At 60.5% G+C, this 12,922-nt stretch carries 12 protein-coding genes; 5 read left to right on the top strand and 7 right to left on the bottom strand.

Features of this window, described 5'->3' with window-relative positions; translation table 11 throughout:
- Positions 1–49 precede the first annotated feature (49 nt).
- The 4 genes from AC3WRD_RS15805 to AC3WRD_RS15790 all read right to left on the bottom strand — a co-directional run bounded on the left by AC3WRD_RS15805 (position 50) and on the right by AC3WRD_RS15790 (position 3,385).
- On the bottom strand, positions 50–379 hold the full coding sequence (locus tag AC3WRD_RS15805; RefSeq protein ID WP_102622063.1) for a hypothetical protein: 330 nt from the start codon (positions 377–379) through the stop codon (positions 50–52).
- Between the two features lie 175 nt (positions 380–554).
- Entirely contained in the window at positions 555–845 is a 291-nt protein-coding gene (locus AC3WRD_RS15800) for a hypothetical protein (RefSeq protein ID WP_158243866.1), read from the bottom strand.
- 45 nt (positions 846–890) lie between these two features.
- Positions 891–1,394 carry a GNAT family N-acetyltransferase gene (locus AC3WRD_RS15795; protein ID WP_102622061.1) on the bottom strand — a complete coding sequence of 168 codons (504 nt, stop codon included), beginning with the start codon at positions 1,392–1,394 and terminating at the stop codon, positions 891–893.
- Positions 1,395–1,441: 47 nt separating this feature from the next.
- Positions 1,442–3,385, bottom strand: a complete 1,944-nt coding sequence (locus AC3WRD_RS15790) for a DNA topoisomerase III (RefSeq protein ID WP_102622060.1) — start codon at positions 3,383–3,385, stop codon at positions 1,442–1,444.
- 279 nt (positions 3,386–3,664) lie between these two features.
- Here AC3WRD_RS15790 and AC3WRD_RS15785 point away from each other — a divergent pair, with 279 nt between their 5' ends.
- Positions 3,665–5,071 carry a serralysin family metalloprotease gene (locus tag AC3WRD_RS15785; RefSeq protein ID WP_102622059.1) on the top strand — a complete coding sequence of 469 codons (1,407 nt, stop codon included), beginning with the start codon at positions 3,665–3,667 and terminating at the stop codon, positions 5,069–5,071.
- Between the two features lie 137 nt (positions 5,072–5,208).
- Positions 5,209–5,577, top strand: a complete 369-nt coding sequence (locus AC3WRD_RS15780; protein WP_096820174.1) for a DUF427 domain-containing protein — start codon at positions 5,209–5,211, stop codon at positions 5,575–5,577.
- A gap of 50 nt (positions 5,578–5,627) precedes the next feature.
- Here the strand turns inward: AC3WRD_RS15780 and AC3WRD_RS15775 are convergent, their stop codons facing one another.
- Together AC3WRD_RS15775 and AC3WRD_RS15770 are read right to left on the bottom strand one after the other, a co-directional pair.
- Positions 5,628–7,250: an MFS transporter gene (locus AC3WRD_RS15775; protein ID WP_096820173.1), complete on the bottom strand. Its 1,623-nt coding sequence runs from the start codon at positions 7,248–7,250 to the stop codon at positions 5,628–5,630.
- An 80-nt stretch (positions 7,251–7,330) separates the two neighbouring features.
- Positions 7,331–8,980, bottom strand: a complete 1,650-nt coding sequence (locus AC3WRD_RS15770; protein WP_102622058.1) for a GMC family oxidoreductase — start codon at positions 8,978–8,980, stop codon at positions 7,331–7,333.
- A 133-nt stretch (positions 8,981–9,113) separates the two neighbouring features.
- Here AC3WRD_RS15770 and AC3WRD_RS15765 point away from each other — a divergent pair, with 133 nt between their 5' ends.
- Complete coding sequence (locus tag AC3WRD_RS15765) at positions 9,114–10,001, top strand: LysR family transcriptional regulator (RefSeq protein ID WP_102622057.1); 888 nt, start codon at positions 9,114–9,116, stop codon at positions 9,999–10,001.
- A gap of 17 nt (positions 10,002–10,018) precedes the next feature.
- Here the strand turns inward: AC3WRD_RS15765 and AC3WRD_RS15760 are convergent, their stop codons facing one another.
- Entirely contained in the window at positions 10,019–10,423 is a 405-nt protein-coding gene (locus AC3WRD_RS15760) for a carbohydrate-binding module family 20 domain-containing protein (RefSeq protein WP_102622056.1), read from the bottom strand.
- Positions 10,424–10,675: 252 nt separating this feature from the next.
- Between AC3WRD_RS15760 and AC3WRD_RS15755 the strand changes: the two genes are divergently transcribed.
- On the top strand, positions 10,676–11,926 hold the full coding sequence (locus AC3WRD_RS15755; protein ID WP_102622055.1) for an MFS transporter: 1,251 nt from the start codon (positions 10,676–10,678) through the stop codon (positions 11,924–11,926).
- Between the two features lie 70 nt (positions 11,927–11,996).
- Positions 11,997–12,866 carry a tetratricopeptide repeat protein gene (locus AC3WRD_RS15750; RefSeq protein ID WP_158243865.1) on the top strand — a complete coding sequence of 290 codons (870 nt, stop codon included), beginning with the start codon at positions 11,997–11,999 and terminating at the stop codon, positions 12,864–12,866.
- Positions 12,867–12,922: the final 56 nt, after the last annotated feature.

The following is a 12,922-nucleotide window of genomic DNA, read 5'->3' as shown; positions in this document are numbered from 1 at the left end:
GGCCTGCTCCTTATCGGAAGCAGGCCCTTTTGTTTATTGAAGTTAGAACTCAGTAGAACCGATCAATCACCCGAACTTCGTTCTTGTTCTGCATCGAGTCCCACGCCTGTTTCAGCGTTTGCAGAACATTACCGATGAAGTCCTTGTCGGCCGCGGCTTTCTTGCCGACATAGCCGTGGCCGCGGCGGTACATCTTCAGGCGGGCCAGCAGGTTCTGGTTGTTCCGGTCGAACTCGTCTTCACCAGCATGGGGCGACAGGCAGTCGATATGCACCTGACCCGACTTGCTGATCCACAGAATATGGCTGTCGTGGCTGTCTTTTTGCGCAGCGAACATACGAGCCAGTTCTTCGATAGTTGGTTGATTGTTCAGATTCATGATTTTGCCCCTTGACCAGTCTGGTGATCTTTCAAAGTTGATTCGCTAATACAGGTAGCCCATCGGTTAGTTGATCCCTGGCACCGAAACCAGGACGTCAGCGGTCGCCCGTATGAAGTACGGGGTCATGCATCTGTTGCATGTAGTCGTGTTGAATAACTGCTACGCAATAGCGTCACAACGAGGAGAAGCAGCGAAAACCGGGAGGCTCCTTGACGACGTTTTCAGGGTCGACCACAAGCGTCTTGAGAATTTTCGCCAGCGCTTCTCGTCCTTGTACTGGATGTTCAGGCCAGGTCAGCTTCTTCAATCTGCCTTGTGGGCAGCGTGTATCCGGAAAAAACAGCTCGGCGGTCAGACGAGCTTGCTCAAGCGTGTTGCCAGTGCTCCCGATCGGGGAGACGTCTGCATCATGCAAAAGCAAAACGACGCCGTCAACGGTTTTGTAGTGATTATTTTTGGTCACTACATATTGTCGGACAAAGTCATTCTGGAATGAGAAAAGAGCCGTTCAGGCAGCGTGGGAGGGGCTGCGCAGGCAGTAGAACGTGCAGGGATAACCGTCTACGGTTTTCTGCTGGCGAGTGAAGTCGCCCTCGCTCACCTCGGGGATAACCCTGGCCCAGAACCGCTGCGCAGGCAGGTTGGCGTCGACATGGAAAATCTGCCATTGACCGGGCAAGTGGCTCAAGAGGGCAGAGGCGACAAACTGCGCGACGCCTTGGCCACGCCAGCGCCGGCTGACGAAGAAATAGCCGATGTTGTAGTCGGCGCCTTCGATGAGAAGGTGGTCGTCGACGGTCACGAACCCCGCCAGTTCGCCGTCGACGTGAATCAGGAACGGACGGGTTGCCGGTTGGCGCCAGTAATCGTCCTTCAACTGGATCGGGAAGAAACCATGCCCACCCAGCTTCAGCGGCAGCCATTCGCTGAAGTCGTAGGTGTAGAACTGCATCAGGTTTTCGAGGGTGTCCAGTTCGTCGCGCCGGGCGACGCGCAGTTCGATGACAGACATGTCGCTGGCTCCTGACCATCACTGCAGAAACAGTAGCGCGCAGCGGGCTATTTGGCTGCCGGTTTCGTCGTACGTTTGCTGGTGCCGGTGGTTTTGCGCCGAGTGGTCTTGCGCTTGTTCTTCCACGGTGCAGCGGCTTTGCCGGCAGGGGGCGGGCCGCTGATGGTCAGGCTCAGGCCGGCACAACGGGTCACTTGCTTGCTCATCCACGCGGCCTGTTTGGTGACGAACTCTTCCAGACTCATCTCGCCGCTCTGCACCATGTCCAGCGCCTGTTCCCAGATCGCCGTGGTGCCGGGGTCGGCAATCGCTCGCGGCACCGCGTCGATCAGGCTGAACGCGGCGGGCGTGGCCGCGAGAGCCTTGCCGTTTTTCACCAGATAACCGCGATCCAGCAGGCCCTGGATGATCGAAGCGCGGGTGGCTTCTGTGCCGATGCCGGTGGTGTCCTTGAGTTTCTGCTTGAGCAGCGGGTCTTCCACCAGTTTGGCGACGTTCTTCATCGCCTTGATCAGATCGCCTTCGGTGTAGGGCTTGGGCGGCTGCGTCCACAGGTCCTTGAGCTTCACATCCGCCACGGCGCATTCGTCGCCCTGGCTCAGCGTCGGCAGGGTTTGTGGCGCAGGGGCTTCTCGGCCCTTTGCCGGCGCCAGTGCCTCCGGCAACGCGCGTTTCCAGCCCGGCTCGATGATCTGCTTGCCGACGGCGCGCAGGGCTTCACCAGCGCAATCGAAATCGGCCTGAGTGCGGTCGTATTCATGATTGGGCAGGAACTGCGCCAGATACCGCGCACGAATCAACGTGTAGACCGCCCGGTGCTTGCCGGTCAGGCGTTCGAGATTCTTCGCGGCGGCGGTGGGAATGATGCCGTGGTGGGCGCTGACCTTGGCGTCGTTCCAGGCGCGGGAGCGGCGCTGTGGCTCCAGATGTTCGCGCAAGGCGTCGAGGCTCGGGTCGGCTTGGCGCAGCGCCGTGAGAATCCCCGGCGCCTCGCTGTGCTGGCTCACGGGCAGGTAGCCGCAATCGCTGCGCGGGTAGGTGATGACTTTGTAGGTTTCGTAGAGGGCCTGGGCGATGTCGAGGGTTTCCTGGGCGCCGAGGCCGAGCTTCTTCGAGCAGACTTCCTGCAACGTGCCGAGATCGAAGGGCAGGGGCGCCACTTCGCGCATGCGCTCGGTGCGCAGTTTGATCACCCGGGCGCTGGCGGCGCTGCTGATTGCCGCAGCCGCTTGCTGGGCGAGAGCCTGATTGAGGCAGCGGTCCTGATCGTCACAGGCATCGTTCGGCGCACGCCATTGCGCAGTGAACGCCGTGCCGTTGTGCAGCAGTTGCACGTCGATGGCCCAATACGCCACCGGCACGAAGTCAGCGATGCTGCGGTCGCGATCCACCACCAGCCGCAGGGTCGGCGTCTGCACCCGGCCCACCGGCAATACGCCTTGATAGCCCGATTGCCGGCCAAGCAGGGTGAACAGGCGACTCATGTTCATCCCGATCAGCCAGTCTGCTCGTGAACGCCCCAATGCCGAGTGATAGAGGCTGAAGGTTTCTGCGCCCGGCTTCAGAGCCGCCAAAGCCTTGCGGATCGATGCTTCGTCCAGTGCCGACAGCCACAAGCGGCGGATCGGCCCGCGATAGCGGCAATGTTCCACCAGTTCCCGGGCGATCATCTCGCCTTCGCGGTCGGCGTCGGTGGCGATGATCAGTTCGCTGGCCTCGCCGAGCAGGCGTTTGACTGCCTTGTACTGGCCGGCAGTGCGCGGCTTGACGGTCATTTTCCATTTGTCCGGGATGATCGGCAGGTCCGCCAGCACCCAGCGCTTGTAGCGTGCGTCGTAGGCGTCCGGCGGGGCGGTTTCCAGCAAGTGGCCGATGCACCAGGTCACCGTGACGTCCGTTCCCAGCCAGCAGCCGTCGCCTCGGCGCCTGGCGCCCAGCACGGCCGCAATATCCTTGGCCTGGGAAGGTTTTTCACAGAGGTACAGCCGCATAACCACCGTCGTCGATCATTGCCCGAAGAGGCGCACAGAATGGCCTGACTCGGGCGAAGGGGCAACTTTTATCTGTATGGATATACAGATAAAAGGATTGCCGGTCATGACAGCTGTCGCCGGGGCAATCGGGGACGCTATCGAGAAATTGATTAGCGCCCCCCTTGGCGGCTGTGGCAGGTTCAATCTGCCTCAACAGGGCGAGTGACAGGACGATCTCGCCAGAAGATCGCCGTTTTTCTGTCTGACACTGACCATTTAGAAACAAGGACGTACACCATGTCTCAACCTTCCTCTCAGGCCACCAGCGCCTTCACCGCGGTCGACACTTTCAGCCACCTGTATGACCGTGGCACCGGGACCGTCAACGGCAAGCCGTCGTTCACCGCCGACCAGGCCGCCGACGAAATCCTGCGCAAGGGCATGTCGTGGCAAGACAAGAACGCTGACGGCAAGATTGATCTGACCTACACGTTCCTGACCGACAAACCGTCGAACTACAACCCGAAACTTGGCAACTTCAGCGAGTTCAGCGATCAGCAGAAAGACCAGGCCATCCTGTCGATGCAATCGTGGTCGGACGTGGCCAAAGTCACCTTCACCGAGGGCAAGGGTGGCGACGGTCACATGACCTTCGGCAACTACGACGTCAGCACCGGCGGCGCGGCGTTTGCCTACCTGCCGCAGGGCAGCAGCTACGACGGTCAGTCGTGGTATCTGATCAACGATAAGTACCAGGTCAACAAGACCCCGGACACCAACAACTACGGGCGTCAGACCCTGACCCACGAAATCGGCCACACCCTCGGCCTGTCGCACCCGGGCGCCTACAACGCCGGCAATGGCAACCCGACCTACGGCGACGCCAAGTACGCCGAAGACACCCGTGGCTACAGCCTGATGAGCTACTGGAGCGAAGCCAACACCGACCAGAACTTCAGCAAGGACGGCAGCGGCGCCTACGCCTCCGCACCGTTGCTGGACGACATCGTCGCCGTGCAGAAACTCTACGGTGCCAACCTGGAAACCCGTGCCGACGACACCGTGTACGGCTTCAACTCCAACGCCGACCGCGACTACTACAGCGCTACTTCGGACACCTCCAAAGTGGTGTTCTCGGTGTGGGACGGCGGCGGCAATGACACCCTGGACTTCTCCGGCTTCAGCCAGAACCAGAAGATCAACCTCAACGAAGGTTCGTTCTCCGACGTCGGCGGCCTGGTGGGCAACGTCTCCATCGCGTATGGCGTGACCGTTGAAAACGCAGTGGGCGGCTCGGGCAATGACCTGTTGATCGGCAACGCAGCGGCCAACGACCTGATTGGCGGTGCCGGCAACGACATCATCTACGGCGGTGGCGGTGGTGATTCGCTGTGGGGCGGTGAAGGCGCAGACACCTTCGTGTTCGGCGCTGCCAGCGATTCGACCATGACCGCACCGGACTGGATCATGGATTTCACCAGTGGCCTGGACAAGATCGACCTGTCGGGCATCGCTGGCTTCGCCTCGGGCGCGGCCACGCTGAACTTCGTCAGCGGCTTCACCGGGCACGCGGGCGACGCGATCCTCACTTACTTCGAACAGACCAACCAGACCAGCCTGATGATCGACCTGACGGGCCAGGGCTCGGTGGACTTCGCAGTGGGTGTAGTGGGCCAGGCCGTGGCGACCGATATCGTCGCCTGATCTGAAACCGGAAAACCGCAGCCTTCGCCGGCTGCGGTTTTTTTATGGGCGGAAAACCGTTCGGCTGCGAACCCGACGAGATCCGGCCGCATGGGTTATACCTGAAGCGCTCCCTTCGCTGCTGTCAGGAGAAACCGATGAAAACCTCCGGTCCCAGTCCCGTCATCACCATCGCCGAGCAGCCAGGCTGCCTGCTGGTGAAGTTCCATGGCATACAAGTCGCCGCCTCCGCCCGAGCATTGGTGCTGCTCGAGGCCAATTATCCGCCGGTCTACTACATCCCCCGCGAAGACATCGACGAAAAATACTTCGCTCGCACCGACCACACGAGTTATTGCCCGTACAAGGGCGACGCCAATTATTTCAGTCTGCAAGTGCCCGGGCATGAGGGGGCGAACGCGGTGTGGACGTACGAACATCCGAAGATTTCGGTCAGCCAGATCAAGGATTACGTTGCGTTCTATCCCGATCAGGTGAAGTTTGAATTGCTGGAGGCGGAGGTCTGAAATTCAGTGCGGTGGCGAGGGTGTGAACCCCTCGCCACCCTGATCAAGGATCAGTTCTTGTCGAGGTCGATATTCTTCGTCTCACGCAGACAAATCATTCCCACCACCAGGCTCACCCCGGTAATCAGCACCGGGTACCACAGCCCGTAGAAAATATCCCCGGTGTACACCACCAGCGCAAACGACACGGTCGGCAGGAAACCCCCGAACCAGCCGTTGCCGATGTGGTACGGCAAGGACATTGAGGTGTAGCGGATGCGGGTCGGGAACAGTTCGACCATCAGCGCCGCGAGCGGGCCGTAGCACATGGCGGAGATGATGATCAGGGCGACGATCAGGGCCACGATCATCGGCTTGTTGATCTGCTGCAGGTCAGCCTGTTGCGGGTAGCCGGCGAGGGTGATCGCGCCGCGCAGGGACGCTTCGTCGAAGCCATCGAGTTTGACATCGCCGACGCTCACTTGCACCGCGCTGCCCGCCGGGGCGGCGACGCTGGAGTAGGGCAGGCCTTGCTTGACCAGGAAGGTCTTGACCTTGTCGCACGGGCTGTCGAATTTGGCCTTGCCCACCGGGTCGAACTGGAAGGTGCAGGTGGCCGGATCCGCCACAACGGTGATCGGCGCCTGTTGGCTGGCATGGTCGATGGCCGGGTTGGCGTAGTGGGCCAGGGATTTGAAGATCGGGAAGTACAGCGCCGTCGCCAGCAGCAGGCCGAGCATCAGCACCGGTTTGCGTCCGACCTTGTCCGACAGCCAGCCGAAAATGATGAAGAACGGCGCGCCGATCACCACGCTGATGATCAGCAGACTGTTGGCCACTGCCGGGTCCATTTTCAGGAACTGGGTGAGGAAGAACAGCACGTAGAACTGTGCGGCGTAGAAGGTCACCGCTTGCCCGGCGTTGATGCTGAACAGGGCGATCAGCACGACTTTGAGGTTTTCCCATTTACCGAAGGATTCGCGGATCGGCGCCTTGCTGGCCTTGCCTTCCTCTTTCATCTTCAGATAGGCCGGCGACTCGTGCAGGCTCAGGCGAATCCAGGTGGAAATCCCCAGCAGTACGATCGACAGCAGGAACGGAATACGCCAGCCCCAGACTTCGAACTGATCACCGGTGAAGTAGCGGCACCCGAGCACCACCAGCAGTGACAACAGCAAGCCGAGGGTCGCGGTGGATTGAATCCAGCTGGTGTGGAAACCGCGTTTGCCGATGGGCGCGTGTTCTGCCACGTAAGTCGCGGCGCCGCCGTACTCGCCGCCGAGGGCCAGGCCCTGAAGCATGCGCAGCCCCACGAGAATGATCGGCGCGGCGATACCGATGCTGGCGTAGGTCGGCAGCAGGCCCACGGCGAACGTCGCCACGCCCATCAGAATGATGGTCGCCAGGAACGTGTATTTGCGCCCGATCATGTCCCCCAACCGACCGAACACCAGCGCCCCGAACGGCCGCACGATGAAGCCTGCGGCAAACGCCATCAACGCGAAGATGAATGCCGTGGTGTCGTTGACCCCGGCAAAGAACTGCTTGCTGATCACCGCCGCCAGGGCGCCGTAGAGAAAGAAGTCATACCACTCGAACACCGTCCCCAGGGACGAGGCGAAGATGACCTTTCGGGTATCGGGGCTGGCGTCCGCGCTGCGCACGGCGTCCAGAGACTGAACGTGTTCTGACATATCGGTATCCCTCACAGTGATTGTTTTTGTTGTTCCACTGTCGGCGCCGACCTCGTGGGCTGGCGCCGCTATTCCTTTGGTCAAGAGAGTGCGGGCAATGCTTTTTCTTCGGCGGGAAAACTCCGGGCGGTTGGGTTGAGGATCAGCTGTGCCGCTTTTTCGGCAATCATCAGCGTAGGCGAACAGGTGTTGCCCGAGGTAATGCGCGGCATGATCGACGCATCGGCAATCCGCAGACCGGGCACACCGTGCACGCGCAATTGCGCATCGACCACCGCGTTCGCGTCATTGCCCATGCGACAGGTGCCGACCGGGTGGAAAATCGTCGTGCCGATTTTCGCCGCCGCTTCGTGCAGTTGTTCTTCGGTTTGCAGGTTGGCGCCAGGCAGGTATTCCACCGGGTTGAAGGCTTGCAGGGCCGGGGCGCTGACGATGCGCCGGGTCAGGCGAATCGCATCGGCGGCCACGCGCAGGTCTTCGGGATGGCTCAGGTAATTGGGCTGGATCAGCGGCGCTTCCTGAGGATCGGCGGAACGGATCTCGATCCGGCCACGGCTCTGTGGCCGTAAATCACACACCGACGCGGTGAACGCGGGGAAGCTGTGCAACGGCTCGCCAAAACGCTCCAGCGACAGCGGCTGCACGTGGTATTCGAGATTGGCCGAGGTCTGTTCCGGCCCTGAGCGGGCAAACGCGCCCAACTGACTCGGCGCCATCGACAACGGCCCGCTGCGGTCATACAGATAGCGCAGGCCCATGCCCATCTTGCCCCACACGCTGCCGGCGATCTGGTTGAGGGTGCGGGCATTTTCCAGTTTGTAGATCAGCCGCAGTTGCAGGTGGTCCTGCAGATTACCGCCGACGCCCGGCAGTTCATGCACCACGCCGATCCCGAGCTTTTCCAGCAGCGGACGCGGCCCGATCCCGGAGCGTTGCAGAATGCTCGGCGAGCCCACGGAGCCGGCACACAACACGATCTCCTTGCGCGCCTTGAAGCGCTTTTCTTGACCCTGCCAACGTGCGCTGACCCTTGAGGCGCGACCATCCTCGAACAACACCCGATCCACCTCGACGTCGGTCAACACCGTGAGATTGGCCCGATCGCGAATCGGCTTCAGAAACGCCTTCGCCGCATTCCAGCGCACCCCGGCCTTCTGGTTCACCTGAAAGTAGCCGCAACCCTCGTTGTCGCCCTGATTGAAGTCATCGATGCTGGCGATGCCGCTCTGTTCGGCAGCGCTGCGAAACGCATCGAGAATCGGCCATGACAGGCGCTGGCGTTCGACTCGCCATTCACCTTGGTCACCATGAAAGTCCGCCGCGCCGGCAAAGTGGTTTTCGCTCTGTTTGAACAGCGGCAGCACGTCATTCCAGGACCAGCCCGGATTGCCCTCGGCGGCCCAGCCGTCGTAGTCGTTGGCCTGGCCGCGCATGTAGATCATGCCGTTGATTGACGAGCAGCCGCCCAGCACTTTGCCACGCGGATAACTCAGTGCGCGGCCGTTGAGGCCCGGTTGTTCTTCGGTCTTGAAGCACCAGTCGGTGCGCGGGTTGCCGATGCAGAACAGGTAACCCACGGGGATGTGAATCCACGGATAGTTGTCGCGCCCGCCGGCCTCCAGCAACAGCACCCGCTGCTGTGGGTCCGCCGACAGCCGATTGGCCAGCAAACACCCGGCCGGCCCGGCGCCGACCACGATGTAATCGAATTCATCGAGGGAAGTCTGCATTCCCTGACCTCGCTTATTGTTTTTGTTGTCAGTCATCCTAGTTGTTAGCTTTCGTCAAAAGAATGTTAGTTTTTGCGCAGCCGCTGTGCGTTTTCAAACAGCGCTTCCTGACGATAGCCGACAAGGACAAGCCATGTTCGACTGGAACGACCTGCGGTTCTTTCTCGAATTGCAACGCAGCGGCCGACTGCTTACCGCCGCCCGCCGCCTGAACACCACCCACGCCACCGTCGCCCGGCATATCGAGGCCATCGAAAAAAGCCTCGGCACCGCGCTGTTCGTCCAACACGCCCAAGGCTACGAAATGACTCCGGCGGGGGAGGCGCTGCTCAAACATGCTGAGGCCATGGAAAACGTCGCGTTGCTGGCTCAGGAGGAAATCACCCAATCCACGGCGCCGCTGGGCAAGATCCGCGTCGGCGTCACGGAAGGGCTGGGCATCATGTTCCTCGCCAGCCGCATGATCGGGCTGTTCGAGCGCTATCCGGGGCTGGAAGTGGAATTGGTGGCGGTGCCGCGCTTCGTCAGCATCCTCAATCGTGAGGCGGAAATCAGCATTCACCTGGAGCGGCCCGCGGCAGACATGCTGGTCACCCGCAAACTCACCGATTACCGGCTCGCCCTCTATGCCAGCCGCGCTTACCTCGACAATGCGCCGCCGCTGCGTACCCGCGAGGATCTTGGCCGGCATGCGTGGATCGGTTACGTAGATGATCTGCTGTTCAGTCAGGAGCTGATGTTCCTCAACAGCTTTTGCCGCAATCCACGGGTGGTGTTTCACAGCACCAGCGTGATCGCCCAGCAGCAGGCGGCACGTTCGGGGCTGGGGATTGCGGTGCTGCCTTGTTATATGGCAGCGGCCGATCCGGATCTGGTGGCGCTGCTGCCGGATGAGAGTATCGAGCGCAGTTACTGGATCAGTACGCGGCGCGAGTTGCACAAGTCAGTGCGGTTGCGGGTGGTCTGGGATTATGTCGTGGGGTTGTGTGAGGCGGAGCAGGGGTTGTTGCTCAACCCCTGAGATCGAGAAACGATTCGTCAGAACGTGCCAATGCTTTTGGGTGTAGGGCTCCACGCGGTGGTCACCTGGTTATTGGCGCCGGTCTGCCACTGTTTCACGTCCGATGGATTCGTCTCACTGCGGATGATGCATTTCCATTCCACGGAGGTCTTTTCAGTTAAAAGGGTGAACTTGGTCTGACCGGTCCATGTCGGGTAGGCAGAGGGGGTCAGTTTCACTGCCTTGGTCACATCCCAATTGCCGATTTCCGGTAGGTTGCCGACGACGTAGACGCTGTAGCCCGGCGTTGTCACACCGTTGTTACACTGAAAGTCCACAGGAAGAAAATAGGTAAACGTAACGGCGCTTTGTGCGTGACTGATCAAACTCAGCATCGCCAACAAGAGAATGCCCTGTGGCACATAATGACGAATCCGGAACATGTTGAACGCCTCGATTTACTGTCGTTGAGGCCAGCGTAAACCTGGCCAGACGGCAAGTAACCTGACAGAACTGACAGTCCTTTAGAGCACTTGGCGATAGTGCCACCAGGTTCTCGTCAATTCTTCTGCAATGCGCTGCCTTTGGGGCAAGATCGCCCCGCCGTTCCATGCAACTTAAATCCCCCGCAAAAGGTCATTTCAATTGCGGAGGTTGAGTCATCTCGCAGAACCTCGACAACGAAGACGTTACCCGTGGCCAATCACCTCGATCGCCGCAATAACCTGTCCCTCGACAGCCTGAATTTCTTCCTCGCCGACGTGCGTGACGGGCTCGGTCCTTATCTCGCGATTTATCTGTTGGCGGTTCACCACTGGGAGCCAGCGAGCATTGGTCTGGTCATGACGATTGCCGGAATCGCTGCGCTCATCACCCAAACCCCGGCAGGTGCGCTGGTCGACAGCACACGCTTCAAACGAGCGCTGATCACGATTGCCGCGCTGGTGGTGACCGGAAGCTGTCTGCTGCTGCCGTTCGTGACGTCATTCAGTCTGGTGGCGCTGACGCAAGCCATCAGTGCCGTTGCCGCTTCAATCTTCGCCCCCGCCATCTGCGCGATCACCCTCGGCATTACTGGACCTCGCGCCTTCACGCGAAGAACCGGGCGCAACGAAACCTTCAACCACGCCGGCAACGCCTGCGCCGCGCTGCTGGCCGGTTTGTCTGCGTACCTGTTCGGCCCGGTTGCCGTATTTTATCTGATGGCGGTCATGGCGCTGGCCAGCGTGATTGCCGTCTCGTTCGTATCGGCCGATGCCATTGATCACGATCTCGCCCGAGGTCTTTCACCCAGCGAAACGGGGCAGGGCAAGCAGCCTTCGGGGCTTTCCGTGTTGCTCACCAACAGACCGCTGCTGATGTTCGCGATTTGCTGTGCGCTGTTTCATCTGGCGAACGCGGCGATGTTGCCGCTGGTGAGTCAGAAACTGGCGCAAGCCAATCTGCAGATGGCCACGCCGCTCACCTCGGCCTGCATCGTGGCGGCGCAAATGGTGATGGTGCCGGTCGCGTTGCTGGTGGGCGCAAAGGCTGATCTGTGGGGGCGCAAGCCGTTGCTGTTGGCGGGGTTCCTGATCCTGCCCTTGCGTGGCGTGTTGTATGTGCTGTCGAACGATCCGTGGTGGCTGGTTTCGGTGCAGTTGCTCGATGGTATCGGCGCGGGGATTTTCGGCGCGCTGTTTCCGGTGGTGGTGAAAGACCTGACGCAGGGAACAGGGCATTTCAATGTCGGCCTCGGGGCGATTTCGACGGTGTTCGGTCTGGGCGCCGCGTTGAGCAACAGCCTGGCGGGGGTTGTGGTTCAGGAGGCGGGGTACAGCGCAGCGTTCCTGACGTTGGCAGGGGTGGCGATGGCAGCGCTGGTGCTGCTTTGGGTGGCAGTGCCGGAGACGGTACCGCGGTCTGGTGTTGAGTTAATCGGGCACCCGGGTGCTGTCGTGCCTTGATCTTTGATCCGGGTTCAATTTCTCAAAAAAGCGGCCGATGGAGTTCGCATACTTTCAACGGACAGACTCCATGAACAAGGCTGTTGCTTTATTGGCTCTGGTGACCCTCGTCGCAGGCTGTAAAACCACCCCGCCAACACCCCAGGAACAGAGCTTGACCGGCATGCGATGCCGGATATTCGCCACGACAAAAGACATCTCCAGAGACTGGGTCGAATACATCCGCGAGGCCAGCGACAACGGCAATCCGCAATGCCAGATTGCGCTTGGCGTACTGTATGAGTTTGGCCGTGGGCTGCCGCAAGACATGGGCAAGGCCAAAGCCCTTTATGAGTCCGTTGCTGCCGACGATGCCGCTGGTTACGAGCAGCTCGCGCGCATGGCGGAAGAGGGCAGCGGTCAAGTGGCAGACGCTAGTGAAGCGCGACGGTTGTATCAGCGAGTGCAACCTGGCAGTGCGTACAGTGATGCCCGGCTGGCGCGCTTGATGGAAGAGGGCAGAGGTGGCCCACAGGATCTGTCCGGTGCAATGACGCATTACCTGAATGCCAGCCGATACGTCGGCGACACCCCATGGGAAGGCGTTCAGCGAGTTCGTGCTCAAGGTCTGGCCATGACGGCCGAGCAGGTCGAGCGCTACAACACAATCTGGTATGAGAGTACCGGCAACAGCCTCTCCGGAACGGTGGGCGACATGGAGTTTGCCCTTAAGAAACAGATCAAACCTGGTTCCGCCAGTAAACCCGTCACGCTGGAAATCAAAGGCAAACCCGGCTCGCTGGTGCCCGAAATCATATTGGTCGAGAGTTCGGGAAACGCCGCTGTCGATCAAGCCGTGCTCGAGGCCTTTGGCAATTACCGCTTCCCCGCCGAGCCGATAATGAAGGCTGGACAAGAGTCCTGGTCATCAAAACTTTCCGTCAGGGCAGGTTTGAACTGAGACAAACGGGTGCACTTGCCGGGCCAGCGTTTGGCGTCCAATCTATCGCTCGACGA

The sequence above is a fragment of the Pseudomonas sp. FW215-R2 genome, assembly GCF_058789255.1.
Note: the sequence above shows the minus strand (reverse complement) of the source record. Positions and strands in the feature narration are given on the sequence as shown.